22 protein-coding genes and 1 tRNA gene are annotated in these 25866 nt (G+C 62.0%); 15 read left to right on the top strand and 8 right to left on the bottom strand.

Features of this window, described 5'->3' with window-relative positions; all coding sequences use genetic code 11:
- The first annotated feature begins 31 nt into the window (after positions 1-31).
- The 4 genes from CKW24_RS22665 to CKW24_RS22650 all read left to right on the top strand — a co-directional run bounded on the left by CKW24_RS22665 (position 32) and on the right by CKW24_RS22650 (position 4337).
- Positions 32-1432, top strand: a complete 1401-nt coding sequence (locus CKW24_RS22665; protein WP_095170398.1) for an NCS2 family permease — start codon at positions 32-34, stop codon at positions 1430-1432.
- A 165-nt stretch (positions 1433-1597) separates the two neighbouring features.
- Entirely contained in the window at positions 1598-2947 is a 1350-nt protein-coding gene (locus CKW24_RS22660) for an amidohydrolase family protein (protein ID WP_095170397.1), read from the top strand.
- 49 nt (positions 2948-2996) lie between these two features.
- Positions 2997-3983, top strand: a complete 987-nt coding sequence (locus CKW24_RS22655) for a LysR family transcriptional regulator (RefSeq protein WP_143501273.1) — start codon at positions 2997-2999, stop codon at positions 3981-3983.
- Between the two features lie 126 nt (positions 3984-4109).
- On the top strand, positions 4110-4337 hold the full coding sequence (locus CKW24_RS22650) for a hypothetical protein (RefSeq protein ID WP_095170395.1): 228 nt from the start codon (positions 4110-4112) through the stop codon (positions 4335-4337).
- A gap of 104 nt (positions 4338-4441) precedes the next feature.
- On the opposite strand, the gene CKW24_RS28275 is transcribed toward CKW24_RS22650, so the two are convergent.
- Both CKW24_RS28275 and CKW24_RS22640 read right to left on the bottom strand, forming a co-directional pair.
- On the bottom strand, positions 4442-4927 hold the full coding sequence (locus CKW24_RS28275) for a hypothetical protein (protein ID WP_256585530.1): 486 nt from the start codon (positions 4925-4927) through the stop codon (positions 4442-4444).
- Between the two features lie 99 nt (positions 4928-5026).
- Positions 5027-5497, bottom strand: coding sequence for an anti-virulence regulator CigR family protein (locus CKW24_RS22640; RefSeq protein WP_095170393.1), 471 nt, complete (start codon positions 5495-5497; stop codon positions 5027-5029).
- Between the two features lie 214 nt (positions 5498-5711).
- On the opposite strand from CKW24_RS22640, the gene CKW24_RS22635 reads away from it, so the two are divergent.
- From CKW24_RS22635 to CKW24_RS22625, 3 genes are all read left to right on the top strand, one after another.
- Positions 5712-8030, top strand: coding sequence for a glycoside hydrolase (locus CKW24_RS22635; RefSeq protein ID WP_095170392.1), 2319 nt, complete (start codon positions 5712-5714; stop codon positions 8028-8030).
- Between the two features lie 172 nt (positions 8031-8202).
- Positions 8203-9942 carry a dipeptidase gene (locus CKW24_RS22630; protein ID WP_095170391.1) on the top strand — a complete coding sequence of 580 codons (1740 nt, stop codon included), beginning with the start codon at positions 8203-8205 and terminating at the stop codon, positions 9940-9942.
- 147 nt (positions 9943-10089) lie between these two features.
- Positions 10090-10548, top strand: a complete 459-nt coding sequence (locus CKW24_RS22625) for a GNAT family N-acetyltransferase (protein ID WP_095170390.1) — start codon at positions 10090-10092, stop codon at positions 10546-10548.
- A gap of 93 nt (positions 10549-10641) precedes the next feature.
- On the opposite strand, the gene CKW24_RS22620 is transcribed toward CKW24_RS22625, so the two are convergent.
- The 6 genes from CKW24_RS22620 to CKW24_RS22595 all read right to left on the bottom strand — a co-directional run bounded on the left by CKW24_RS22620 (position 10642) and on the right by CKW24_RS22595 (position 15171).
- Positions 10642-10717 (bottom strand) — tRNA-Gly (locus tag CKW24_RS22620).
- A 63-nt stretch (positions 10718-10780) separates the two neighbouring features.
- Complete coding sequence (gene pgsA, locus CKW24_RS22615) at positions 10781-11341, bottom strand: CDP-diacylglycerol--glycerol-3-phosphate 3-phosphatidyltransferase (RefSeq protein WP_095170389.1); 561 nt, start codon at positions 11339-11341, stop codon at positions 10781-10783.
- A gap of 32 nt (positions 11342-11373) precedes the next feature.
- A complete protein-coding gene (gene uvrC / locus CKW24_RS22610) occupies positions 11374-13197 on the bottom strand; it encodes an excinuclease ABC subunit UvrC (protein ID WP_095170423.1) in 1824 nt (607 codons plus the stop codon).
- Between the two features lies 1 nt (position 13198).
- Positions 13199-13840: a UvrY/SirA/GacA family response regulator transcription factor gene (gene uvrY / locus CKW24_RS22605; protein ID WP_071555134.1), complete on the bottom strand. Its 642-nt coding sequence runs from the start codon at positions 13838-13840 to the stop codon at positions 13199-13201.
- Between the two features lie 136 nt (positions 13841-13976).
- Complete coding sequence (locus CKW24_RS22600) at positions 13977-14420, bottom strand: N-acetyltransferase (RefSeq protein ID WP_095170388.1); 444 nt, start codon at positions 14418-14420, stop codon at positions 13977-13979.
- Positions 14413-15171, bottom strand: coding sequence for a carbon-nitrogen hydrolase family protein (locus tag CKW24_RS22595; RefSeq protein ID WP_095170387.1), 759 nt, complete (start codon positions 15169-15171; stop codon positions 14413-14415). The genes CKW24_RS22600 and CKW24_RS22595 overlap by 8 nt, the downstream gene beginning before the upstream one ends.
- A 629-nt stretch (positions 15172-15800) precedes the next feature.
- On the opposite strand from CKW24_RS22595, the gene CKW24_RS22590 reads away from it, so the two are divergent.
- From CKW24_RS22590 to CKW24_RS22555, 8 genes are all read left to right on the top strand, one after another.
- On the top strand, positions 15801-16868 hold the full coding sequence (locus CKW24_RS22590; protein WP_095170386.1) for a 3-deoxy-7-phosphoheptulonate synthase: 1068 nt from the start codon (positions 15801-15803) through the stop codon (positions 16866-16868).
- A gap of 196 nt (positions 16869-17064) precedes the next feature.
- A complete protein-coding gene (locus CKW24_RS22585; RefSeq protein WP_095170385.1) occupies positions 17065-17946 on the top strand; it encodes a triacylglycerol lipase in 882 nt (293 codons plus the stop codon).
- Between the two features lie 129 nt (positions 17947-18075).
- Positions 18076-18357: a peptidylprolyl isomerase gene (locus tag CKW24_RS22580; protein ID WP_008369704.1), complete on the top strand. Its 282-nt coding sequence runs from the start codon at positions 18076-18078 to the stop codon at positions 18355-18357.
- A gap of 135 nt (positions 18358-18492) precedes the next feature.
- Positions 18493-20361 (top strand): extracellular solute-binding protein, encoded by a 1869-nt coding sequence (locus CKW24_RS22575; RefSeq protein WP_095170384.1) that lies wholly within the window; start codon positions 18493-18495, stop codon positions 20359-20361.
- A complete protein-coding gene (locus CKW24_RS22570; protein ID WP_095170383.1) occupies positions 20361-21422 on the top strand; it encodes a microcin C ABC transporter permease YejB in 1062 nt (353 codons plus the stop codon). The genes CKW24_RS22575 and CKW24_RS22570 overlap by 1 nt, the downstream gene beginning before the upstream one ends.
- Entirely contained in the window at positions 21422-22444 is a 1023-nt protein-coding gene (locus CKW24_RS22565) for an ABC transporter permease (RefSeq protein ID WP_095170382.1), read from the top strand. The genes CKW24_RS22570 and CKW24_RS22565 overlap by 1 nt, the downstream gene beginning before the upstream one ends.
- A 66-nt stretch (positions 22445-22510) precedes the next feature.
- Positions 22511-24091: an ABC transporter ATP-binding protein gene (locus CKW24_RS22560; RefSeq protein WP_095170422.1), complete on the top strand. Its 1581-nt coding sequence runs from the start codon at positions 22511-22513 to the stop codon at positions 24089-24091.
- A 139-nt stretch (positions 24092-24230) separates the two neighbouring features.
- A complete protein-coding gene (locus tag CKW24_RS22555) occupies positions 24231-25649 on the top strand; it encodes a sigma-54-dependent Fis family transcriptional regulator (RefSeq protein ID WP_095170381.1) in 1419 nt (472 codons plus the stop codon).
- Positions 25650-25866 lie beyond the last annotated feature (217 nt).

Genomic DNA, 25866 nt, shown 5'->3' with positions numbered 1-25866 from the left:
AACCGAGCCTTGCCGCTTTGAGGAGATCAACATGAACCAACCGGTCAGTTTGCGCGATGCGCCCATCGGGTTAATCGCAAGACTCAGGTTATGGCTGGAAAACTACTTCGGCATCCATCGTGAAGGTTCGACCCTGCGGCGCGAGATCATCGCCGGCGCCACCACCTTCCTCGCGGCGGCCTACGTGATCGTGGTCAACCCGGACATCAACGCGGCGGCCGGCATCCCCTTCTCCGCCGGGGTCACTGCCACTGTGCTGGTGAGTTTTCTCGGCACCCTGGCGATGGCCCTGTACGCGCGCAACCCAATCCTCATCGCCCCCGGCATGGGGATCAATATCCTGTTCGCCTACACCATGGTGGTCGGGGCCAAGATCCCGCTGCAAATCGCCCTGGGCTGCGTGCTCTGGGCCAGTGTGATCTTCACTGTGCTGGCGTTCTTCAACGTGCGCCAAGCAGTGATCGACGGTATCCCGGCGAGCCTGCGCAATGCTATTTCCTGTGGCATGGGGCTGTTCATCGCACTGATCGGCCTGGTGAACGCCAAGTTCATCAGCGCCGACCCGTTCACCGTGGTGCACGCGGCACCGTTCAATCCGATCATCCTGACCTTCCTCGCAGGCCTGGTGATCACCATTGCCCTGGTGGCGCGCAAGGTGCCGGGGGCGCTGATCCTGGGGATCATCTGCACCACCTTGCTGGCGATCCCGATCGGCCGCCTGTGGGGCGATGCCACAGCCTATTGGCCCGAGGGCGCCAGCACGGTCACGCTGGTCAACTGGAGCGGCCTGTTCGCCGCGCCGGACTTCAGCTTCCTCGGCCAGGTCGACTTGCTGGGCTCGCTGCACATCGAGTACCTGCCGTACATCTTCGTGCTGGTGTTCACCAACTTCTTCGAGTCGCTGTCGACCTTTCTCGGCATCTCCGAAGCGGGCGACCTCAAGGACGCCGACGGCAACCCGCGCAACATCAAGCAGTCAATGCACGTCGACGCCCTCGCGGCCCTGGCCTCCGCGCCCCTGGGCACCAGCCCGGCAACGGCCTACATCGAATCGGCCGCCGGCATTTCCCAGGGCGGTCGCACCGGCATGGTCGCCCTGGTCGCCGCCGTGCTGTTCCTGCCATTCCTGTTCCTCTCCCCTCTGCTGTCCCTGGTCCCGGCAATCGCCACGGCGCCGGTGCTGATCATGATCGGCGTGTTCATGATGGACACCATCAGCAAAATCGACTGGAAGTCCTATGAAGAAGCGATCCCGGCATTCCTGGTGATCCTGCTGATTCCCCTGACCTACTCCATCACCCTGGGCATCGCCCTGGGCTTCATTGTCTTTGTCCTGCTCAAGCTGCTGATCGGCAAGGCACACACGGTCAAGCCCATCATGTGGTGGGTGGCGGCGTTGTCGGTGTTCCTGGTGATGCGGGTGCAGTATTAGGTGGGGGGATTGGGGGCATTGCCGAGATCTATGGTGTGGCGCAAGTCGCCATCGCGAGCAAGCCGCAAGCGGGCGCCGCAAGCGGGTGCTCGCTCCTACAGTAAGAACCCAGCAGGTCGCCTCGTGCGCCCCCCCCTCCAACCATAAAAAAACAAGGACCCACCCATGACCTACACCGTGATCCGCAACGCCATCATCTTCACCGTCAACCCCCAGGACCAGGTCCTCGCCAACGGCCACGTGGTCATCCGCGACGGGATCATCGAAGCCATCGGCCAGGGCGAACACATGCCCCTGCCCGCCGACGCCAAAGTCATCGATTGCCAAGGCCAGATGGCCCTGTTGCCAGGCCTGGTCGATGCCCACTCGCACTCCAGCCTGATGCGCGGCATCACCGAAAACATGCCGCTGATGCAATGGCTGCCCTACTACCAGCTCGAACACCGCGCCATGAACGCCGAGGACGCCTACCACGCCGCGCGCCTGTGCTACCTGGAAGCCCTGAAGAGCGGCACCACCTGCGTCATGGACATGTACCGCTTCATGCACCGCTGCGCCGACGCCGCCGGCGAAATCGGCATTCGAGTACACCTGGCGCCCTATGCCGCCGACCTGCCCGGCAAAGACTTCTTCGAAAGCCCGGAGGCCAACCGCAAGCTGATCGAAACCCATCACATGGCCCACGACGGCCGCGTGCGAGTGTGGATGGGGCTGGAGCACCTGTTCTATTGCTCACCCAAGGCCTACGCCCATGCCCGCGACTGCGCGCGCGACTACGGGATCGGCATCCACACCCACGCCTGCGAGCAGAAGGAGGAAGAACAGGCGGTGCTCCAGCACTTCGGCAAACGCTCGATCCCAATGCTGGACCAGATGGGCATCCTCGGCGAAAAGACCCTAATCGCCCACTGCGTCTGGCTCAACGATGAAGAGATCAAGCGCCTGGCCGACACCGGCACCGCGGTCGCCCACTGCCCCAGCAGCAACGCCAAGCTGGCCAGCGGGATCGCCCGGGTTCCGGAAATGCTCGCCGCCGGCATCCGCGTCGGCCTGGGCACCGACGGCAACGTCTGCAACAACAGCCTCGACCTGTTCGAAGAAATGAAATTCGCCTCACTGCTGCAAAAGGCCCACCGCCTGGATGCCGCCGCCCTGCCGGCGAATGTCGCCTTGCGCATGGCAACCATCGAGGGTGCCCGGGTACTGGGTATGGACCGGGAGATCGGCTCGATCGAAGTCGGCAAGCGTGCCGACCTGCTGCTGCTCGACCTGGCTCAGCCGAACATGTGCCCGATCGTCTGGGAAGGGACACAGACCAACGTGCTGTGGAACCTGGTGTACTCGGCCCGTGGCTCGAACGTGAAAACCGTGCTGGTGGACGGCAAGGTGATCCTGGAAAACGGCCGCAGTACCCTGGTCGACGAGACGGCCTTGCTCCAGGCGGCGCAGGCCCAGACCCTGCAACTGATGGAGCGGCGCAAGGACTTCGCCCATACGCTGGTGCCGATGGTCTGAAGCGTTGACCAGCTTTCGGGCGCAAACCTCGGTAAAGTGGCGGCCGGTATTGTCCATCCTTCACCGCGAGGCCAGCGCCCGGCACATGCAAAACGTCGATATGAAATCCTTGCACGTGTTCTTTTGCCTGCTCAACGAGTGCAACGTCACCCGCACCGCCGAGCAACTGAACATGACCCAGTCGGCGGTGAGCCATACCCTGGCTCGCCTGCGCGTGCTGTTCAACGATCCACTGTTCGTCTCCATGGGCCGTGGCATGCTGCCGACCAGCCGCGCCCTGGAGCTGGTGGAGCCGTTGCAGCAAAGCCTGGCGGCGCTGAACAAGCTGATCGAGCCGGTCAAGGCTTTCGACCCCGGGCAATTCCAGGGCAGCTTCGAAATCGCCACCACCGACTACATCGGTTTTATCCTCTTGCCGCGCCTGATGGTGCGCCTCGCCGAGGTCGCGCCCGGGGTCGAGCTGAATATCCAGCCGCTGCGCCCCAAAGAGGATCTGCCGCTGCTAAAGGATGGCAAGCTCGACCTGATCATCTGGAACGAGAAAACTGCCCCGGCCAACTTCCACGTGCGCAAACTGTTCTCCGACCGGCTCAAGTCCGTGGTGCGCGTCGGCCACCCAGAGATCAACGGCAGCCTCTCCCTGGAGCAATTTCGCAACGGCAAGCACCTGCGTATCAGCAGCAACCATGGGGCGGTCAAGGAGGCCATCGACAGCCTCTACGAACAACATGACATCCGCTGCAAGACCTCCCTGACGGTGCCGCACTTCCTGCTGGCGCACATCCTGATTTCGCAAACCGACATGATCGGCATGATCGCCGAGCTGACGGCCCTGCGCATCGCCAGGGAAGTCCCCCTGCAACTGTTCGAACCGCCAGTAGCGGTAGCGGGCTTCACCGTCTCCCAGGTCTGGCACGAACGCCTGCACGCATCGCCCGCGCACAGATGGCTGCGCGGCGAAATCAATCAGGTGGCCAAGGAAATCACCCTGGAGCTCGCCCAGTTCAAGGACTCGCAGCCTGCCCTGCCGGGGTGACTCAGCGTAAAGCCGATGTAGCAAGGTGAACCGCCAGTCACCTTTCAAACCTGACACTGGACGAACCGGCCTTGGCGACCTATACCTTTGAGTTCGGCGGCAGACTCTCCACCTCAGGTTTGAACCATGCGGCTCTACGATTACACCGCTTACCCGAAAGATCACGCCCAGCACGCGGTCTACGGCGAAGTGATGGCCGACACCGACAGCGCGGCCAAGGCCAAGATCAAGGCCCTGTGCCCACACTGCGGACGCATCGAACTGTCGATTCTCAGCGCCTCCGAGCCATTCGGCCGGCACAGCGCTCGTCCGGTTCCAGGTAGCCGGCCAGCGCACAAGTACAACGGCGACTGAGCACTTGCTGATTCACCGGCCAAAGACGCACTGACCCGGCTGAAGTGCCACGACACCCTTGCGCGCAACGCGCACAGGTGTCGTGTGGGTGCAGCGAAGGTCGATCAATAGGATTTTTTGGTTGCCGATGGCCCGGCCTTGCTCAAGCCTTTGGTGTTGTGATCGCCAGGTGTCGAAGTCGAAATCGCGGTAGCTTTAGTCACGCCACGGGTATCTTTGGACTGGGCAATGCCCGAGGTCGTGGTGCCATGCCCACGATCATCATTACGCTCACTGCCGTATTGATTGCCGCTGATACCATGATCGCGAACGGCCTTGCCGGCGTGATCGCTGCTCAACCCCTTGCCCTGGCCATTGCTGCCCGAGTGACCCGAGCCGGCGTGACCGCCACCGGTGCCGCCACCATGGCCAGCACCTGCGCCACCGCCACCGTGACCGCCGCCACCACCACCACCACCACCACCACCACCACCACCTTCCTTCGCATAGGCGGAGTTCATGATGGACAGGTCAGCAGGGAGTAAAGGCGCTGCTGCAAGCATCAGGGCGCAGGACATAACAGCAAACAGACTTTTGTTCTTTAAAAGCATGATGTGCTTCCGATAAGGGTGGATACCGCATAGGGTCAGACGCGAAAAACCCCATCCAGTTCAAGCCACACGACGGATGGGGGCCCACAGCCGGGTGCGTTAATCAAAGGCTCCCGTGAGCACTTCATAAATCAGCCCGGTAGCCAAGGCCACCAAAATCAAGTCCGTACCCGCCTGCTGCCACTCGTAGCCATCGTAATGGGGCAAGTGGCCAACCAGCCGGCCATCGAGCTTCTTGGCGATGCCGGGCGGCAGGGGCTTGCCCCGTGCGAGGTTCTTCTGAATCCCAGGCGGCAAGGCCGGTCCGGGGCTCCAGTAGTCCCGGTAGCCGCCGACAATTCCCAGCACACTGCTGCGGTTGATGCTCGGACCGTTACCCCAATCACCGCCTGCGGGGTTTTTGCCCTGGTTGCCATGCCCACCTTGATTGCCATGCGCCTGGCTATTGGGCGGGTTTCCCTTGCCGTTCCCCTGGCCCTTGCCATTCCCTGGATCGGCCCATGCCAGCGCCGAGCCGCAAACCAATGCAAGAGACGTAACAGCTGCAATCAACGCACGAGATCTGGACATGGAGCGTTCCTTGTTTTTTTGGGGGCCGTTGAAATATAGAGGCTGACGTGAAGGTTAGTTCCATCCCGGCGCTTACATGTTGAATGCATTTCACGCAACAACCCGTTGGCAGTGGCGACGGCGATGAGTACGGTACTCAGTCACCGGCGCAAGACCGCTGTTTACTGCTCGAACCCATGCGCTAGCGTGATTGACGACGACAAGGAGTCGAGGCATGGCCTTGCAGGTACTTCGCGGGATATTGCTGTTGCTGCTCTGCAGCCTGAGTGTAAATGCCCTCGCCGCAGTCACGGACTGGCACGAAGTGCCAACGGCAGCCGGTACCTGGCGAATCGATAGGGCTACCCTGGCCATCGAACTCATGCCACCTACAGGTCCCACATTGCCCCTCGCGGCTCCCGCTTTCAGCGGTGCAAACACCACCCCCCTGACTGCTGAAGGATGGCAGATCCAGCAGGGGCGACAGCGTTTCGATATCGCCGTCACGCGCGACCAGAATGACCTCCAGGTCAGCATCCGCGCCGCACAACCCGCCACGCTGGATTGGCCGATCTCGGCCCAACCTTCTGCGATCGACGCTTATGCCTTTCCCTTTGGCGAGGGCAACTACGTACCCAGTACCGATCCGGGCTGGCTGGACTGGCTGGTGCGCCGCTATCAAAACGAAAGTACCGCCGGCGCATTGTCGATGCCATTCTGGACCGAACTGCGCAAGAAGCACTCGCTCACCTGGATGGTCGAGACGCCGCTGAACACGGAATTTTCGATTGTCGATACCGGAGGGCGCCCGCAAATGCGACTGCGCCATGCATTCACCCGGCTGGCCCCGGACGCACCCTACATCGTACGCCTGCACATTGCCGGCCCGGACCTCATGGCCGGGGCGCGGCGTTACCGAGACTGGTTGCAACAAACCGGCCAGTTCGTCTCGCTGGACGAAAAGATCAAGACCCTGCCTGCCACCGCCAGACTCGGCGGTGCCGCCCACATCTATCTCTGGGACAGCGGGTTGTTGAAAGCCGCCGACATCGCCGACTGGCCTGGCTTTCTCCAGCGCCTGCAGGCGGGCCGGCAGGTATCGGGGAGCCTGGCCGCTCGCGTGTGGCAGCTGTTTGACACGCAGACCCGGGACCTATACGAAGCGGCGTTCAACGAGTCGCTCAACGGCAGTCTCAGCACCTGGCGGCGACAGCCATTGATCCACGCCCTCAACAGCGGCCTGCGACAGACAGTGCCCCGCATGCCAGTAGCGCCGCTGCCGGGCAAGCACGACCCCATGGCCGAAGTAGCCTGGGGGCGCACGGTTCGCGAACAACTGCTGGAGACCTTCGGTGAAACCCTGCAGCCGCCGGCACAATGGGGCGATGGACTGTCCACCAGCACCATCGATGCCTTGCGCACAGCCGGACTACAGCGCGCCTGGTTGGGCGCCGATAACTGGCTATCGAGTTTCTGGCGCCCCGAGGCCGTGGCCGCTGCCAAAGCCGCAGGGTATCTGGTGGGGGTATATGACAGCTATGGCAGCGCCCATCGGGAGGACCTGGCCAATACCTGGCCAACCGCGCAAATGGGCAATGCGCTGGCTGGCGCGGGTTATCGTGACCAGGACGGTAAACTTGCGGTCGGTTTTGCAGGTCGTGGGGTGTATGCCAACCCTCAGGTCGTCGAGCCCTATGCCCAGCGGCGCATCAGTGCCGTCGCTGGGGCCGGGCAGTTGAACAGCTATTTTCTCGACGTCGACGGCGCCGGCCCCATGTTGGAGGACTACACGCCTGGGCGGGAAATGAATCAGGCTGACGACGCCCAGGCCCACCGTCGGCGCCTGGAGTACCCTGCCCTGACCCATGGCCTGGTCACCGGAAGTGAGGGCGTGCTTTCCATGTTTGCCGCACAGGTGGCGTTTGCCCACGGTGTGCTGACACCGCCTTTTGCCTGGATGGACCCCGCCATCCAGGATCCCCGCTCACCTTACTACCGAGGCCGATACTGGCCGCCGGAAGCACCCTCGCTGTACTTTCAACCCGTACCGCTGGCGGATTCGGTAGCGCGTTATGTGACGCGTCCACAGTTTCGCCTGCCACTGTATGAAATCGCCCTGCACGACAGCATCGTCAGCACCCATCATTGGGAATATGGCTCGCTGAAGTTCACCACCGAACGCGACCAGACGGCATTGCTGCAACTGTTGTACATGGTGCCACCGCTGTATCACCTGAGCGACCCGGTGCTGCGTCGCGACCTGCCGTTGATTCAAGCCTATGACCGGGTCTTTTCGCCCCTGCATCAGCGCTTGTTCACCCAGGCCATGACTCACTTTGAAACCCTGTCCCGCGACCGCCTGGTACAGCGCTCACAATTCGCCGACGGCACTCGCGTAACCGTCAACTTTGACCGCCAGCCCCGCACTCAGGACAAAAAAATACTCCCAGCGCTGTCGGCAACGGTCCAGTCCCCCGGCGGATCGGTTGAAGTACTCGAGATGGAAAAAATCTGGCCACCTGTCGATCAACGTCCACAATCCGCTGGACAGTAAGGCTGCGCTGGCAAGTACAGGCGCCTTGCTCAGGATTGGGCATGTGGGGCGCACTTACATTTCTGTGGGACAGATCCCACTTCAGGGGCTGCCCTTTCGCAGCCTTGTGGTGTTAATTTGGAAATGATTTGTTTCATCTCCCCTACACCCCTGCAAAGGAATGCCCACCACCATGGATTTTTCCCTCAAGCACCTGGCCGCAACCACCCTGATGCTGGCCAGCCTGGCGTCGTTCACCACGCCGGCCCACGCCAATATCACCCCGCAACAGAGCGCGGCCATCCTCAAGACCTTCAACAACAGCTCAGTCACGGACTTCAGGCAGTTCCTCACGCGCCTGAGCAAAAGCGAGCTGGCGAAAAACGACGACCTCGCCCCGGCCATCAATGCCTTCCTCGCCAACCAGAGCCTGAACGCCGAGCAGCAGAATGAAATCCATCGCCTGCTGGGCCTCTACGCACGAGTCAAATATGGCAGCGCTGCCACCGAGACCCTGCGCGAACTAGTGGCCATCCCGACCTTCGAGATCGAAGGCGTACCGCAGCACGAGAATCCGCAGTTCCTCAAGATCGCCGACAAGATCAAGGGCCTGGCCGAGGCCTTTCACCTGAAATTTCGCAACATCGACAACCGGGTCTATGAAATATCCCTCGACGGCGCTGGCGATGAAGTCGTCGGCATCCACGCCCACGCCGATGTGGTGCCCGTGACGCCAGAGAACTGGGTACTGGAAGACGGCACCCGGCTGGACCCGTTCAAGGTCACCCTGATTGGCGACCGCATGTACGGCCGCGGCACCGAGGATGACAAAAACGGCATCGTGGTGACCCTCTACGCGATGAAGATCATCAAGGACGAGAAGCTGCCACTGGCACGCAATTTCAAGCTGTTGGTGGACACCACCGAGGAAACCAGCGGCGATGCCATCCCCTATTACTTCGAGCGCAATCCGACGCCCAACTACAACCTGGCCCTGGATGGCGGCTACCCGGTGGTGATCGCCGAGAAAGGCTACGGCACGGTCATGGCCAGTTTTACCCGGCGCGCCGCCGAGGGCAAAGGCGCCGAAATCAGCACCATGACCGGCGGGCTGGCGACCAACCAGATTCCGTCGACCTCGGTCGCCACCCTGCTCACCGAGCAACCCGCCGAACTGGCCGCCAGCCTGCAACAAGCCGGCGCCGACTACGCCAAGCGCAACGGTGGCAATTTCACTGTGACCGCCAAGGTCGTCGGCAAAGACGTGCAACTGATCGTCACTGGCGTTTCCGCCCACTCCTCCGAGCCTGAGTCCGGGGTCAACCCGGTGGCCCGGATGCTCGACTTCATCAACGGCCTCGACGGCAAGGTCGCGCTCAAGCACAACCAGATCACCGACGCAGCCCGCTACGCCGCCGACAACTGGGGCCTGGACTACCTGGGTAGCAAACTGGGGGTTGGCTTTGCCGATGCTTTCATGGGACCGCTGACCGCTTCCCTGACCTACGTCGGCATGGACGACAAAACCTTCAAGCTGGCAGTCAACCTGCGGGTGCCGAAGGGCAAGTCTCCCGAGGTACTGAAGAGCGAAATCGCCGACAAACTCAGTGCCTGGAGCAACAAGACCGGGATCGCGCCAGCCTTCGACTACTCGATCGCCGAACCGATGTTCCGCAACCCCGAAGGTGAATGGGTCAAGGCCCTGCTGGCCGTGGCCAGCGAAAACCTGGGCATGAAACACCAGTTCGGCACCTCCGCCGGTGCCACCTCGGTGCATGAACTGCCCAACGGCGTGCAATTCGGCCTGGCCATGCCCGACGTCAAGTACACCGGGCACAACGACAACGAGTTCAAGACCGTCGAACAGTTCATGCTGGACCTGCAGATCGTCACGGAAATGATGGGGCGTATCGGGCAGTTGCCGAAGCTTTGACCTAACGCCGCCGCACCTGCTGCCCCAGGAGTTCACGCAGCAGGGTGCGGGGCAGCTCACAGCCCTTGAATGGCAATACGGGCAAGGTCTATACCCTCAATCGATGAACACACGTTCGATACCAGCACCGGCGGGAGGATGCTCTCAATGCCCCACGGCAGCCCCCTGTTCCCCATCAGCTTGAACTGGCTCATCCGCCACGGGACGACCGAGGACGTGCCCGCACTGATCGCACTGGATACCTATGCGACGCAGCACGCCAGTCGTCGCGACTTTATCCATGATGCCGTCGTTCGCCAGCAATGCCTGGTAGCCGTCGCTGCCGATCAGTGCGCAGGTTACCTGGTACTTACCGATGATTTTTTCAGCCATGGCTTCGTTGAGCTGGTGGTCGTGTCACCGACACAGCAACGGCAAGGCATAGCGCTCGATTTACTAGCGGCAGCCGAAGCCGCGTGCAAGACAGCCAAGCTGTTTGCTTCAACCAATGCATCCAACACGGCTTCGCAGTTACTGTTCAAGAAAGCGGGTTTTGTACCGAGCGGGCGAATCGATAATCTTGACGAACACGACCCTGAACTGGTGTATGTCAAATTTGTTGGATAATCGATGTCGGCGGATAGTACTGGAACGAAAAAAGACGCCGAAGCGTCTTTTTTGTTGACCTGCATAAGCCAGTGACTTTTGCAGGTCTATATTTGGAGCGGGAAACGAGACTCGAACTCGCGACCCCGACCTTGGCAAGGTCGTGCTCTACCAACTGAGCTATTCCCGCGTCTTGGTGTGGCGTATTCTATAGCAATTCGAATACGCGTCAACCCTTTGATTCAAAAAAGTTTTATTTTTTCTGCACGTCGGTTTTCAGGTGCGGCCAGGCGGCGCGCAGGTATTGCACCATGGACCACAAGGTCAGGCCGGCCGAGACCAGCAGCAAGGCATAGCCCACCAGTACCCAGAAGCTGAAGTCCGACGGGTTGGCCAGCAGGATCACCAGCGCGAGCATTTGCGCGGCGGTTTTCCATTTGCCCAGGTTCGACACGGCCACCTGGGCCCGTGCGCCCAGTTCGGCCATCCACTCCCTGAGGGCGGAAATGACGATCTCGCGACCAATGATCACGGCTGCCGGCAAGGTCAGCCACAGGTTGGCGTGCTCCTGGACCAACAGCACCAGGGCCACGGCGACCATCAGCTTGTCTGCCACCGGATCGAGAAACGCCCCGAACGGGGTGCTCTGCTCCAGCCGGCGGGCCAGGTAACCGTCCAGCCAGTCCGTCGCCGCAGCGAACGCAAAGACCGAACTGGCGGCCATGTAGCTCCAGTGATACGGCATGTAGAACAGCAGAATAAAGATCGGGATAAGCAGAACGCGTAGTACGGTGATCAGATTAGGGATATTCATCGGCACAACTGGCTACGAGGTGAGGGGGCATTCTACTCGCTGTGCAGGTTTGCATAAATCAACTCTGCGAGCTTTTTACTGATCCCCGGTGCTTTGGCGATTTCGTCGATGCTTGCACGAGACAGCTCCTGCAATCCACCAAAATGTTTCAACAGGTCCCGACGCCGGGTCGGCCCTACCCCGGCAACCCCTTCCAGGGTTGAGGTGCGGCGGGTTTTGCCACGTCGCGCGCGGTGCCCGGTAATCGCAAAACGGTGGGCCTCGTCACGGATCTGCTGGATCAGGTGCAACGCCGGGGAGTCGCCGCGCAGGGTGAACTCATGGGCCGCATCATTCAGGTAGAGGGTTTCGAAGCCGGCCTTGCGGGTCGCGCCCTTGGCCACGCCCAGCAGAATCAGGTCGGGCACCGCCAGTTCATTGAGCACGTCACGCGCCATCGACAACTGGCCCTTGCCGCCGTCCACCAGCAGGATGTCCGGCAGCTTGCCCTCGCCGTCCTTGAGTTTGCTGAAGCGCCGGGTCAGCGCCTGATGCATCGCCGCGTAGTCATCCCCCGGGGTCACCCCTTCGATGTTGTAGCGGCGGTAGTCGGATTTCAACGGCCCTTCCGGGCCGAACACCACGCAGGACGCCACGGTCGCTTCGCCGCTGGAGTGGCTGATGTCGTAACACTCCAGGCGCTGTGGCGGTTCATCCAGATTCAGCACTTCAGCCAGGGCGTCAAAACGCGCGGCAACGTGCTGACGATTGGCCAGGCGCGCGCCCAGCGCCTGCTCGGCGTTGGTCACTGCCAATTGTTGCCAGCGCGCCCGGGTGCCACGGACCCTGTGACTGATGGTCAACTCGCGACCGCGCAGCTCGTGAATGGCTTCGATGAGCGCGGGAAAGTCCTCATGGACCACATTGACGATCAGCTCACTCGGCAGGTCGCGCTCAGGACTGCTGATGAAATATTGTCCGAGAAACGCCGCCATGACCTCGGCAACGTCCTCTTCAATACCCACCTGCGGGAAAAAGTTCTTGCTGCCCAGCACTCGCCCGCCACGCACACTGATCAAGTGCACACAGGCGCCACCCGGGTTGATGAATGCCGCGACCACATCGACGTCGCCCGTGCCGCCTTCCATGCTCTGTTGGTCCTGGACCCGGCGCAGCAGGGAAATCTGATCGCGCAACTCGGCCGCGCGCTCGAAATCCAGGGTGCTGGCTGCCTGCTCCATGCCTGCCGACAGTTCGTCGGTCAGGGCATTGCTGCGGCCCTCGAGAAACATCACCGAGTGCCGCACATCCTCGGCGTACACCTCTGGCTCCACCAGGCCGACACAGGGCGCCTTGCAGCGCTTGATCTGATATTGCAGGCACGGCCGGGTGCGGTTCTTGTAGTAGCTGTCTTCACACTGGCGGACGAAAAAGGTCTTTTGCAGCAGGCTGAGGCTTTCGCGAATCGCCCCGGCACTGGGATAAGGACCGAAATACTTGCCCTTGGCCTTTTTTGCCCCGCGATGAATGCTCAGGCGTGGAAACTGGCCGTCGGAAAGAAACACATAGGGGTAGGACTTATCGTCGCGTAACAGGATGTTGTAAGGCGGCCGCCATTCCTTGATCAGCGTCTGCTCCAGCAGCAGCGCTTCGGTCTCGTTGGCGGTGATGGTGGTCTCGACCTGTGCGATACGGCCCACCAGCGCCGCCGTCTTGGGCGCCAGGCCGGTCTTGCGAAAGTAGCTCGCCAGGCGTTTTTTCAGGTTCTTGGCTTTGCCCACGTAGAGCAGGCGCGCATCGCTGTCAAACATGCGATACACCCCGGGGCGCCCACTGCAGGTGGCGAGAAAGGCGCTTGGATCAAAGGCTTGAGTCATTTCAGAGGCTGGCATCGACCATGCCGTGACGCACCGCCAACAGGGTCAACTCGACGTCACTGCTGATCGAAAGCTTCTCGAAAATCCGATAGCGATAGGTGTTCACGGTCTTGGGTGACAGGCAGAGCTTGTCGGAGATGATCTGCACCTTCTGGCAGCCGACAATCATCAGGGCGATCTGGATCTCGCGTTCCGAAAGGGCATCGAACGGCGAATCGTTGCTCGGCTGGAATGACTTGATTGCCAATTGCTGGGCAATTTGCGGGCTGATGTAGCGCTGGCCGGCAAACACCAGGCGAATCGCCTGGACCATTTCGTTGAGGCCGGCGCCCTTGGTCAGGTAGCCTGCCGCGCCCGCTTGCAGTAGCCGCGTCGGGAACGGGTCTTCCTCGCACACGGTGACCGCCACGACCTTGATGTCCGGATGGCTGCGCAACAACTTGCGCGTAGCTTCCAGGCCGCCGATGCCGGGCATCTTGACGTCCATCAGCACCACATCGGGTTTCAGTTCGCGCGCCTTGAGCAGGGATTCCTCTCCCGACTCGGCCTGGCCGACTACTTGCAGGCCATCGATGTCAGCCAGCATTCGTGTAATACCTGTACGAACGAGATCATGGTCATCGACTACTAGCACCCTAATCAAGCAGACACCCCGCGATATGGTCTTGTTGGTTGCCCGCCACCTTAGCAAAAAGCATCCGGCAGACCTAGCAGAACCCAAGATTTAAAATGGTTTCAATAGATCTTGCAGCGCTTGTACTACGCGCCTTACAGACCTTTCAACGCGGACACTGGCGTTGCATTCGCAAGAAGCAATCATCCTGCCCGACAATCTGCAATCCCATGCGCAGGTAAAGGGCTTGCGCCGGGTTGTCGGTGAACACCGTCAGACGCAGGGCCGGACGCCGCTCCTGGCAGGCCAGGGCAAAAACCTGATCGATCGCCCAACTGCCGATGCCCCGCCCCCGCGCGGCCTCGACCACGTGCAACTCACGAATGTACAGGGCATTAGCGTCGCGACTCAGGCTGGTAAAGCCGAGCACCGCCGCGTCCTGGCAAATCAACCAGTTCTGCCGCCCGGCCCAGGCCACGTCGAACGCCTCGTCGAGCCACAACAGGTCATGGCGCACGTAATAACTGAGCATGCCGCGCCGGGCCAGTGCCCGGGCGAACGGCAAATCCTCGGTGGTGGCCAGACGCAGCGCCAATCCGGGCTCAGGCATGCTGCACCGGCACCACTTCACCGCGCCATAACGCCGCCTGGCGACGGGCGATCACCAGCGCATCGCCCGTCCCGGGAACGGCGGCGAGCAACCTGCCGTCCGCTGCCCAGATAGCACTGCGCCCCGCCGACTCCCAGCCGCCGGTCGCGCCACCATGGTTGGCCATCAGGACCAGCATCCCGTGTTCGCGCGCATAACCTTGCAGCAAGGCGCTGTCGGCGGCGTATCCGCCTTCGGTGATCAACACCCCGGCACCATAGATGTTCGCCCCTACTTCAGCGGCCGCTGCCGCATGGCTGGCGTGGGAAAAGTCGGCACAGACCGCCAGCGCAATGGTGTCATCACCCACGATCAAGGGTGCGCCGCCCGCCCCCGGTGCGAACGCCACTTCTTCGCCGGGGTGCAGGTGCTGCTTGCTGTACACGGCCAACGAGCCGTCGGCCGCCAGCACCAGCGCGCCGATCAACACCGGGGAATCGTCAGACAGGCGAATCGGCATACCGACGACAGCCGTCACGCCTACTTCTCGCGCCAGGTCCCGCAAGGGTTGCAACAACGCCGCATCCGGGACGATCGCCAATTGCGCCGCCAGGCCACGCTCATAACCGCTCAGGGAAAGCTCGGGAAACACCAGCACCTGCACTCCCTGCTTCGCCGCGGCCATGATGAAACGCTGGTGATGGGCAATATTGGCGTGGACATCGCCGGCAATCGAGATCGATTGAGCCGCTGCAACAGTCAGTGTGGTCATCCCAGCTTTCCTTGATGAGGGTTCGGAGGCAATCGCCGAGTCTGGCATAAAGCGCGTCACGACTTAAGCCATAGCGAGCAACCTTCACCCCGATAGCATTTTCTGATTGAAACTGCGTCCCGGCCTCTAGTAAGCTCGGGGCATTCAACGGAGACGTACCTGCATGTCGCATACCCCTTCCCAGCTTTGCACCCCTAGCGCCCTGCGCTCGGCTGCGGCTGCGCGGGCGAATGCCACCGGTGCTCCAGCAAACTTTTATTTTGGGTATTGGTTTAGCCACTGGCGCGCCTGATACCTACACGGCGGCCACTACTCAAGGGGTCGCCTGCCAGAGAATTCTCAACCCCCGGTCGGCTCCCCGACCGGGGGTTTTGTTTTTTCAAGGCCCTAACTTTTTAGCAACATCACTGACTTCAAGGAATTACCCCATGAACTACACCACTTATTACCGTCACGACAGTTTTACCGCCTGGCGATTTACCAGCCTCCGCTCGGGACAGCCTGCCGCCTCCGATCGGTCACCCACAGGTGGCAAGCGCACACACCCAGCCAACACGGCCAATTGTCGAACACCCCAGTAGGGCCGAGCGCGCGGGCACGAACCCGCCGCCAGCCCAGGAAGCCTGAATATGAACTCCCGCGTATCCGCTCTGCCGCTGTCCACCCACAACCCTGCCAACGAAGCACTGACCCAGCGTCTGCCCAGCTCATTGCAGCTCAAGCAACAACTGCCCCTGAGCCTCGCCCTGAGCCAACAGGTCGCCACCCATCGCCAAGCCATCCGCGCCATCCTTGAAGGTGAAGACTCGCGCCTGCTGGTCGTCGTCGGCCCCTGCTCGATCCACGATCCGCAATCGGCCCTCGAATACGCCGGCAAACTCGCCCGACTCGCCCACGAAGTCAGCGCCGAGATGCTCCTGGTGATGCGTGCCTATGTCGAAAAACCGCGTACCACGGTGGGCTGGAAAGGCCTGGCCTACGACCCGCACCTGGACGGCAGTGACGACATGGTCGGCGGCCTGAACCTGTCCCGGGAATTGATGCGCGAGATGCTGCGCCTCGGCCTGCCGGTTGCCACCGAGTTGCTGCAACCGATGGCCGCCAGCTACTTCGATGACCTGCTCAGTTGGGTGGCTATCGGTGCACGTACCACCGAATCGCAGATCCACCGGGAAATGGCCAGCGGCCTGGGCATGCCGGTCGGCTTCAAGAACGGCACCGACGGCGGCGTGGGCGTCGCCACCGATGCCATGCGCTCGGCCGCCCACCCGCACCGCCACTTCGGCGTCGACAGCCAGGGCCATCCGGCGATCATCCAGACCCAGGGCAACCCGGACACCCACCTGGTGTTGCGCGGCGGCCATCGCGGCCCCAACTACGACCAGCACCACGTGGCCCGGATCGAGGACGACCTGCAGCGGCTGAACATCGCGTCGCGGATCATGGTCGATTGCAGCCATGCCAACAGCGGCAAGGATCCCCTGCGCCAGCCAGCGGTGTTCAACGACGTGCTGGAGCAACGCCTGAACGGCAATCGCGCACTGATCGGCATGATGCTAGAGAGCCACCTGTTCGAAGGGTGCCAGGCGCTGGGGCCGTCCCTGCGCTACGGGGTGTCGGTGACGGACGGTTGCCTGGGTTGGGAGGCGACTGAGCAGCTCCTGCGCGAGGCCAGCCGCAAGCTGCGCAATACCTGAAGCCCACAGGCTCTTGACTGAATACGCCGTTGCGCCGATTTGGCGCGCAACGGCAAGGTTCACCACCGACTCCTCCTGCCACTTCTATTCCGCCTTCAACAACCGACAGCGGCTTTTTCGCACATCGCCCCGGTGTGGCCTGGATTAGAGTGAGAACGCGAAACAATTCCCGACCCCACGGAATACAGGCACGCTTATGCAACGGAATGCAAGCACCCATTACCCGATCATGCTGGTTCACGGCCTCTTCGGGTTCGACAGTATCGGCAATCTCGATCTCTTCCACGGCGTCAAACAGGCCTTGCGCAACGCCGGCGCCCACGTGTTCATCCCCTATCTCTCCGCCACCCACAGCAACGAACTGCGCGGCCAGCAATTACTGACACAGATCGAGCTGGTGCGGGCCGGAACCGGTGCCGCCAAGGTCAACCTGATCGGCCATAGCCAAGGCGCCCTCGCGGCGCGTTATGCGGCGGCGCTGGCACCCGGGCATGTGGCCTCGATTACTTCGGTCAGCGGGCCGAACCATGGCTCGGAACTGGCCGACCGCCTGCGCCAGGCGCTGACCCCCGGGCATCTGCCCGAGCAGGTCGCGGCGGCGGTCTCGACGCTGTTTGTCGAGTTCCTCAGATTTATCAGCGGCAGTCCGAAAATCCCGCAGAACGCCATCGCCGCCCTCAACGCCCTGACCACCGAGGGCGTCACCGCCTTCAATGGCAAATACCCACAAGGCTTGCCCGACACCTGGGGCGGCAACGGCGAAGAGCAGGTCAACGGCGTTCGCTATTACTCCTGGAGTGGCACTGTGCAGGGGCGCCTGCGGGATGAGGGCCCTAACGCCCTCGATCCGCTGCACCTGTTCTGCCGCAACTTTTCGCGCTTTTTCATCCGCGAGGCCGAGCAGAACGACGGCATGGTCGGGCGCTTCAGCTCGCACCTGGGCACGGTCCTGCGCTCAGACTACCCGCTGGATCACATGGACAGCATCAACCAGACCACTGGCCTGGTGCGCCTGGGCATCAATCCCGTGGCCCTGTACCTGGAGCACGCCGAGCGCCTGAAGCAGGCCGGCGTCTGAATCATGGGTGGTGCAATATTTTCGACCGGCGGCCCCTTGGCTCAGGATCAGGCAGCAGATTGACGAGAAATAGCCCTCTGAATCCGGTAGGCTCAGCACTTTATTGAACATTGAATGGAGATTCTTCCCATGGCCAAAGCCACTGCCCGTCACATCCTGGTTGCCAGCGAAGCCAAGTGCAACGAACTGAAAGCCCAGATCGAAGGCGGCGCTGATTTCGCCGAAGTTGCCAAAGCCAACTCCACCTGCCCGTCCAGCCGTCAAGGCGGCGACCTGGGTTCGTTCGGTCCAGGCCAGATGGTCAAGGAATTCGACACCGTGGTCTTCAGCGCCCCGGTCAACACCGTACAAGGCCCAGTCAAGACCCAGTTCGGTTACCACCTGCTGGAAGTGACCAGCCGCCAGGACTGATCCACAGCCGACTGCTTGAACAACGGCCCGCCTTCTGGTGGGCCGTTGTGTTTGTGCCGAACGTTTTTGGCTGGCCAGGCCTGCGCCGCTAGCGTACAAATCGAACCATCGATCACCCGGCTCTTAAGGCTGACAATGCGACTGGCTTTCTCCTCATTGATCTCCACGGTCCTGGCCTTGCTGCTGAGCGCGACCACCGTGAACGCAGCTCCCCAGCACGCCCTCACCGTCTACGGCGAACCGGCCAAGTACCCTGCCGGTTTCAGCCATTTTGCCTATGCCAATCCACAAGCCCCCAAGGGCGGCAGCATGCGCCGTTCGGCCATTGAGATCGGGCGCTTTGACCACGTCTCGCCCTACATCGACAAAGGCATCGGCGTCAGCCAGCTCGATGGCATGGTGTATTCGCCCCTGGCCCAACGCTCGCTGGACGAGCCCTACACTGTCTACGGACTGGTTGCGGAAAAAATGGAACGCGCCGAGGACGGTATGTGGCTGCGCTTCTACCTCAACCCCAAAGCCCGCTTTGCCGACGGCCGCGCCATCACCGCTGAGGACGTGCGCTACACCTTCGACCTGCTGATGACCCAGGGCAGCCTGCGCTATCGCACGCAGTTTGCCGACGTCAAAGGCGTCGAGGTCGAGTCGCCACGGACCATTCGCTTCGACTTCAAGAACAACCAGAATCGCACCCTGGCACTGGATATCGCGACCTTGCCGGTGTTCCCCGAACACTGGTGGAAAAGCCGCGACTTCGCCAATGGTGGCGGCTACGAAGCGCCCCTGGGCAGCGGCCCGTACCGAGTCAGCAAGATCGACTCCGGGCGCAGCATCACCTTCGAGCGCAACCCCGACTGGTGGGCCAAGGACCTGCCCGTCAGCCGCGGCCTGTACAATTTCGACCGCTTCAGCATCGAGTACTTTGGCGACACCGACGTGGCGCGCCAGGTCTTGCGCGGCGGCGCCTACGACTATAACCGCGAGTTCTCCGCCACCGGTTATTCCATCGGCTACGACAGTCCGGCCCTGAACGACGGCCGCCTGCAGAAAGCCCACCTGGCCAAGCAGGCTCCACAAACGTCCCAGGGTTTTGTGTTCAACCTGCAGAACCCGATGTTCAAGGACCGCCGCGTGCGCCAGGCCCTGGCCATGCTCTGGGATTTCGAGTGGAGCAACCGGCAGATGATGCGGGACCTGTACATCCGCCAGCAGAGCTTCTTCTCCAACACCGAGTTGGCCGCACGCCAACTGCCGGATGCCGACGAACTGGCGATTCTCGAACCACTGCGCGGACAGATTCCCGACGAGGTCTTCACGCAGGTCTTCGAAGCGCCGAAAACCGATGGCAGCGGGCTGATTCGCGACAAGCAACTGCAAGCCCTGGACTTGCTGGAACAGGCCGGCTGGAAACCCGACGGCGATCGGCTGGTGAATGCCCAGGGCGAGCCGTTGGCGTTCACCTTCCTGATCAGCCAGAACGGCATGGATCGCCTGTTGTTGCCCTACAAACGCACTCTGGCGCAGATCGGCATTCACCTCAATATCCGCCTGATCGACTCCTCGCAGTACGTCAATCGCCTGATGAGCCGCGACTACGACATGATCGTCACCGGCTACCCAGTCAGCACCTCGCCGGGTGGTGAGCTGTTCAACTATTTCGGCTCGGCCGCGGCCAACGACCCCGGCGCCAACAACTACATGGCCTTGCAGAACCCCGCCGTCGACCGCCTGCTCGACGGCCTGGTCAAGGCCACCACCCAGGCCGACATGCTGCGCCATGCCCACGCCCTGGACCGGGTGCTGCAATGGAACTACTACTGGATTCCCAACTACTACCCGCCGGGCAGCTCCACGGTGTGGTGGAACCGCTTTGGCATGCCGGCGGTACCGGCCAGCAATGACGAAGCCATCGAGAGTTGGTGGCAAGTGAGCACCACGCCGCTGACCAATGAACAAATGGCCGCCGAACGCATCAAGCGTGGCCAGCCCGGAGGACCGCGCTGATGCTGGCCTATGTATTGCGCCGCTTGCTGCTGATCATCCCGACCCTGGTGATCATCCTGCTAGTCAATTTCGTCATCGTCCAGGCCGCGCCCGGCGGCCCGGTGGAACAGGCCATCGCGCATCTGCAGGGGATTGGCGGGGGTGGCAGCCTCGGGGCGTCTGGCGATGCCCTGAGCCATGGCTCGCGGGCCAGTCGCGGCCTCGATCCACAACTGATCAAGGACATCGAGAAACAGTACGGTTTCGACAAGCCGGCCCATGAGCGCCTGTGGCTGATGCTCAAGAGCTACGCCCAACTGGACTTCGGCAAGAGCTTCTTTCGCGGGGCCACGGTCACCGAACTGATCCTGGAAAAAATGCCGGTGACCATTTCCCTCGGGCTCTGGGCGACCCTGATCACCTACCTGGTGTCGATTCCGCTGGGCATCCGCAAGGCCGTGCATCACGGCAGCCAGTTCGACATCTGGAGCAGCACCGCGATCATCATCGGCTACGCCATGCCGGCCTTTCTGTTTGCCATGTTCCTGATCGTGATTTTTGCCGGCGGCACCTCGCTCAACTGGTTCCCGGTGCGGGGACTGGTCTCGGAAAACTTCGAGCAGTTGTCGACCCTGGGTAAAATCGCCGACTACTTCTGGCACCTGGTGCTGCCTGTGACGGCGCTGGTGGTCGGCGGTTTCGCGACCCTGACCATCCTCACCAAAAACTCCTTCCTCAACGAAATCACCCGCCAGTACGTGGTCACCGCCCGCGCCAAGGGCCTGAGCGAGCGCCGGGTGCTGTACGGCCACGTGTTCCGCAACGCCATGCTGCTGGTGGTGTCGGGGATTCCCCAGGCGTTCATCAGTGTGTTCTTCGCCGGCTCGCTGCTGATCGAGGTGATCTTCTCCCTCGATGGCCTGGGGCGCATGAGCTATGAAGCTGCGGTATCCCGGGACTACCCGGTGGTGTTCGGCTCGTTGTTCATCTTCACCCTGTTCGGCCTGCTGATAAAACTGCTCGGAGACCTGTGCTACACCCTGGTCGACCCGCGCATCGATTTTGCCGCGAGGAACGCCTGATGCTCAATCTGTCGCCCCTGGCGCGCCGACGCTTCGAGCGTTTCAAGAAAAACCGTCGTGGCTGGTGGTCGCTGTGGCTGTTCATCGGCCTGTTCCTGCTGACCCTGGGCGGCGAGCTGATCGCCAACGACAAACCGCTGGTCCTCAGCTACCAGGACAGCCTGTACTTCCCGGCATTCAAGCGCTACACCGAGCAGGAGTTCGGCGGTCAACTGCCGTTCCAGGCCGACTACCGCAGCGATTATGTGCAGAAACTGATCCACCAGGGCGGCGGCTGGATGCTGTTCCCGCCGATCCCGTTCAGCGACGACACGCCCAACTACGACCTCAACCAGCCCGCTCCGAGCCCGCCATCCAAGGTCAACTGGCTGGGCACCGATGACCAGGCGCGGGATGTGCTGGCGCGGGTGATCTTCGGCGCCCGGGTGTCGATCCTGTTCGCCCTGGCGCTGACCGTCATCAGCGCGCTGATCGGCATCGCCGCCGGGGCGCTGCAGGGTTACTACGGTGGCTGGGTCGACCTGCTGGGGCAGCGCTTGCTGGAAGTCTGGTCGGGGCTGCCGGTGCTGTACCTGCTGATCATCCTATCTGGTTTCGTCGAACCGAATTTCTGGTGGCTGCTGGGGATCATGGCGCTGTTTTCCTGGCTGGCCCTGGTGGACGTGGTGCGCGCCGAGTTCCTGCGCGGGCGCAACCTGGAGTACGTCAAGGCCGCCCGTGCCCTGGGCCTGAACGACCGCAAGGTGATCGTGCGGCACATCCTGCCCAACGCCATGAACGCGACCCTGAGTTACCTGCCGTTCATTCTTACCGGAGCCATCTCGACCCTGACCGCCCTGGACTTCCTCGGTTTTGGCATGCCGGCCGGCAGTGCATCGCTGGGTGAACTGATCGGCCAGGGCAAACAGAACCTGCAAGCGCCGTGGCTCGGGCTGACGGCGTTTTTCACCCTGGCACTGATTCTGTCTCTGCTGGTATTTATCGGCGAAGCCTTGCGCGACGCGTTTGATCCACGATCTTGATCCACGATCTTGATCCACGATCTTGATCCACGATCTTGATCCACGATGCTGAAACGGACTATTGCCATGAGTGACAACCTGATCGAAATCCGTGACCTCAACGTGGCCTTCAACGGCCAGGTGGCAGTGCGCGACCTGTGCCTGGACATCCGTGCCGGCGAGTGCCTGGCGCTGGTCGGTGAATCCGGTTCGGGCAAGTCAGTGACCGCCCACTCGATCCTGCAACTGCTGCCAGAGTGTGGCACCCAGTCCTCGGGCAGCATTCGCTACCGTGGCCAACAATTGCTCGGCGCCGAGGCCGGCACCTTGCGCAGCCTGCGCGGCAATCGGATCGCGATGATCTTCCAGGAGCCGATGACCTCCCTCAATCCCCTGCACAGCATCGAGAAGCAGATCGGCGAAACCCTGCTGGTGCACAAGGGCCTGGGCGGCAAGGCGGCGCAACGGCGGATCCTCGAATTACTCGACCTGGTGGGCATCGCCAAACCCAAGGAACGCCTCAAGGCCTACCCGCACCAGCTCTCCGGCGGCCAGCGGCAACGGGTGATGATCGCCATGGCGCTGGCCTGCGAACCGGAATTGCTGATCGCCGACGAGCCCACCACCGCGCTGGACGTGACGGTGCAGCGCAAGATCCTGCTGTTGCTCAAGTCGCTGCAGCAACGCCTGGGCATGTCGCTGCTGCTGATCAGCCATGACCTCAACCTGGTGCGCAGCATCGCCCAGCGTGTCTGCGTGATGCGCGGCGGCGAGATCGTCGAACAGGCCGCCTGTGAAACCCTGTTCACCGCACCCCAGCACCCTTACAGTTGCGTGCTGCTCAACGCCGAGCCGGAAGGTGAAGCGCTGCCCCGGGATGAACGCGAGGCGGTGCTGGAAGTTGCCGACCTGAACGTGCGTTTCCCCCTCGGCGGCGGGCTGTTCCAGCGCAAAACCTGGCTGCATGCCGTGGACGGTATCAGCCTGAGCATTCAACGGGGCAAGACCCTGGGCATCGTCGGCGAATCCGGCTCAGGCAAGTCGACTCTCGGCCAGGCGATCCTGCGCCTGCTCGACTCCGAGGGCAGCATCCGCTTCCAGGGCGAGGCACTGGACGGCCTCAACCAGAAGCAACTGCGGCCCTGGCGCAAACAGATGCAGGTGGTGTTCCAGGACCCCTTCGGCAGCCTCAGCCCGCGGATGTCGGTGGCGCAGATCATCAGCGAAGGCCTGGAGGTCCACAGCCAATGCACCGCCCAAGAGTGTGAAGCCCAGGTGATCCAGGTGCTCAAGGAAGTCGGCCTGGACCCACAGAGCCGCCATCGTTACCCCCATGAGTTTTCCGGTGGCCAGCGCCAACGCATCGCCATCGCTCGCGCCCTGGTGCTCAAGCCGGCGCTGATCCTGCTCGACGAACCGACCTCGGCGCTGGACCGCACCGTGCAAAAACAGGTGGTCGCCCTGCTCCGCCAACTCCAGGAAAAACATGGCCTGACCTACCTGTTCATCAGCCACGACCTGTCGGTGGTCCGCGCCCTGGCCCACGACATGATCGTGATCAAGGACGGCAAGGTGGTTGAACGCGGCGCCAGTCATGATGTGTTCGATGCGCCGCAGCATCCCTATACCAAGGAGCTGTTGGCTGCAGCGCATCCGGGGTGGTCATGATTGCGCGTCTGCCGCCGGCCCGTGTTGCCCCCATCGCGAGCAAGCTCGCTCCCACATTGGATCTGTGGTTGAAAAATGTAGGAGCGAGCTTGCTCGCGATGAGGCCACCACACCCCACACACCTCTGGGAAATGAACCGATGAACACCGGCGAAAACCTCAAGGACTACCAACGCGTACGCTCGCTGGCGATCCGCTCACTGTTCGAGATCATCGAGCAATCCAGCGAAGGCACGGTGATAGTCGACCGCGACGCCAACATCGTCTGGATGAACGAGCGCTATGCCCGGCGCTTTGGCCTGGAATCCGCCGCCGTGGCCATCGGCAAGGCCTGCGAAAGCGTGATCCCCGGCAGTTTGCTGCGTGAGGTGGTGCGCAGCGGCCGGCCGATCCTGCTGGACATGCAGGACACCTCCAAGGAACCACTGGTGGTGATGCGCCTGCCGATCCACGACGATGCCGGGACCGTGATCGGTGCCATCGGCTTTGCCCTGTTCGATGAGCTGCGCAGCCTGTCGCCGATGCTCAAGCGCTACCTGAGCATGCAGGAAGAATTGGCCTCCACCCGCTCCTTGCTGCGGGCCCGCCAGGCCAAGTACACCTTTGCCCATTTCATCGGCACCAGCGCCGCCAGCCTGGAGGTCAAGCGCCGTGCCCGACGCAGCGCCAGCACCGACTCGCCGGTGTTGCTGCTGGGGGAAACCGGTACCGGCAAGGAACTGCTGGCCCAGGCAATTCACAGCGCCTCGCCCCGGGCACATAAAGCTTTTGTCAGCATCAACAGCGCGGCGATTCCCGAAGCGTTGCTGGAAGCCGAGTTTTTCGGCACGGCCCCCGGCGCCTTCACCGGCGCCGATCGCAAGGGACGCGCCGGCAAGCTGCAAATCGCCCAGGGCGGCACGCTGTTTCTCGATGAGATCGGCGACATGCCCCTGCCCCTGCAAAGCAAATTGCTGCGGGTGCTGCAGGAGAAGGAATTCGAGCCGGTGGGCTCCAATGAAATGATCCAGAGTGACGTGCGAGTGATCGCCGCGACCTCCACCGACCTTGAAGCGGCGATCAAACGCGGCGAGTTTCGCGCCGACCTGTATTACCGCCTCAACGTCCTGCCGATCCAGGTGCCGCCCCTGCGCGAGCGCCTCGACGACCTGCCCGCCTTGAGCGAAGCGATTCTCGAAGAACTGCGCAGCCAGCACGAACTCGACCAACCGGCCCTGGAATTGCTGGGCCAACACGCCTGGCCGGGCAACATCCGCGAACTGCGCAACGTGCTGGAGCGGGCGGCACTGCTCAGCGACGACCTGATCCTCGACGCCAGCGAAATTCGCGCGGCAATCGGCAGCCTGGTGCCCGTGCAACGCGCGGCAGCCGTGCTGATCGAGCCCCAACTGAACGAAACCTTCAGCGCCGCCCGCGAACGTTTCGACCGGCAGTTGATCCAGAACACCCTGGCCCAATGCGCGGGCAAGGTGCCGCAAGCTGCGGTTCGGCTGGGGCTGGGGCGGTCGACCTTGTACAAGAAGATGGTGGCGCTGGGGATTGTCGAGTCTCCCTATTGAGACTTTAGTCTTTATAGAGAGACAAGTACTGCGCTATCACGAGTAAGCCCTGCCCCTACAGGCGTTTACCCTCCCCTGTAGGAGCGAGGCTTGCCCGCGATGACGTTATCCCCGTCGACAAATATCTCAATACTGAGACAAATTATTAAAAAATATTACCAACAAAGAAAATAAACCTTATAAATCAACAACTTAAAGACCTGGCACAAAACCCGCT

The sequence above is a fragment of the Pseudomonas sp. Irchel 3H3 genome, from assembly GCF_900187635.1.
Lineage (GTDB): Bacteria > Pseudomonadota > Gammaproteobacteria > Pseudomonadales > Pseudomonadaceae > Aquipseudomonas.
The sequence above is the reverse complement of the archived record's forward strand: the minus strand, read 5'-3'. Positions and strand labels throughout refer to the sequence as shown.

What these genes read in the sequence shown, in the direction of transcription:
- CKW24_RS22575 (WP_095170384.1), top strand. Translation starts at nt 18,493, where the DNA reads ATGCGACTGGCTTTCTCCTCATTGATCTCCACGGTCCTGGCCTTGCTG.
- uvrC (WP_095170423.1), bottom strand. Translation starts at nt 13,197, where the DNA reads ATGACTCAAGCCTTTGATCCAAGCGCCTTTCTCGCCACCTGCAGTGGG.
- CKW24_RS22665 (WP_095170398.1), top strand. Translation starts at nt 32, where the DNA reads ATGAACCAACCGGTCAGTTTGCGCGATGCGCCCATCGGGTTAATCGCA.
- CKW24_RS22555 (WP_095170381.1), top strand. Translation starts at nt 24,231, where the DNA reads ATGAACACCGGCGAAAACCTCAAGGACTACCAACGCGTACGCTCGCTG.
- CKW24_RS22595 (WP_095170387.1), bottom strand. Translation starts at nt 15,171, where the DNA reads ATGACCACACTGACTGTTGCAGCGGCTCAATCGATCTCGATTGCCGGC.
- CKW24_RS22625 (WP_095170390.1), top strand. Translation starts at nt 10,090, where the DNA reads ATGCCCCACGGCAGCCCCCTGTTCCCCATCAGCTTGAACTGGCTCATC.
- CKW24_RS22580 (WP_008369704.1), top strand. Translation starts at nt 18,076, where the DNA reads ATGGCCAAAGCCACTGCCCGTCACATCCTGGTTGCCAGCGAAGCCAAG.
- CKW24_RS22590 (WP_095170386.1), top strand. Translation starts at nt 15,801, where the DNA reads ATGAACTCCCGCGTATCCGCTCTGCCGCTGTCCACCCACAACCCTGCC.
- CKW24_RS22565 (WP_095170382.1), top strand. Translation starts at nt 21,422, where the DNA reads ATGCTCAATCTGTCGCCCCTGGCGCGCCGACGCTTCGAGCGTTTCAAG.
- pgsA (WP_095170389.1), bottom strand. Translation starts at nt 11,341, where the DNA reads ATGAATATCCCTAATCTGATCACCGTACTACGCGTTCTGCTTATCCCG.
- CKW24_RS22660 (WP_095170397.1), top strand. Translation starts at nt 1,598, where the DNA reads ATGACCTACACCGTGATCCGCAACGCCATCATCTTCACCGTCAACCCC.
- CKW24_RS22600 (WP_095170388.1), bottom strand. Translation starts at nt 14,420, where the DNA reads ATGCCTGAGCCCGGATTGGCGCTGCGTCTGGCCACCACCGAGGATTTG.
- CKW24_RS28275 (WP_256585530.1), bottom strand. Translation starts at nt 4,927, where the DNA reads ATGCTTTTAAAGAACAAAAGTCTGTTTGCTGTTATGTCCTGCGCCCTG.
- CKW24_RS22570 (WP_095170383.1), top strand. Translation starts at nt 20,361, where the DNA reads ATGCTGGCCTATGTATTGCGCCGCTTGCTGCTGATCATCCCGACCCTG.
- CKW24_RS22635 (WP_095170392.1), top strand. Translation starts at nt 5,712, where the DNA reads ATGGCCTTGCAGGTACTTCGCGGGATATTGCTGTTGCTGCTCTGCAGC.
- CKW24_RS22560 (WP_095170422.1), top strand. Translation starts at nt 22,511, where the DNA reads ATGAGTGACAACCTGATCGAAATCCGTGACCTCAACGTGGCCTTCAAC.
- CKW24_RS22640 (WP_095170393.1), bottom strand. Translation starts at nt 5,497, where the DNA reads ATGTCCAGATCTCGTGCGTTGATTGCAGCTGTTACGTCTCTTGCATTG.
- CKW24_RS22630 (WP_095170391.1), top strand. Translation starts at nt 8,203, where the DNA reads ATGGATTTTTCCCTCAAGCACCTGGCCGCAACCACCCTGATGCTGGCC.
- CKW24_RS22585 (WP_095170385.1), top strand. Translation starts at nt 17,065, where the DNA reads ATGCAACGGAATGCAAGCACCCATTACCCGATCATGCTGGTTCACGGC.
- CKW24_RS22650 (WP_095170395.1), top strand. Translation starts at nt 4,110, where the DNA reads ATGCGGCTCTACGATTACACCGCTTACCCGAAAGATCACGCCCAGCAC.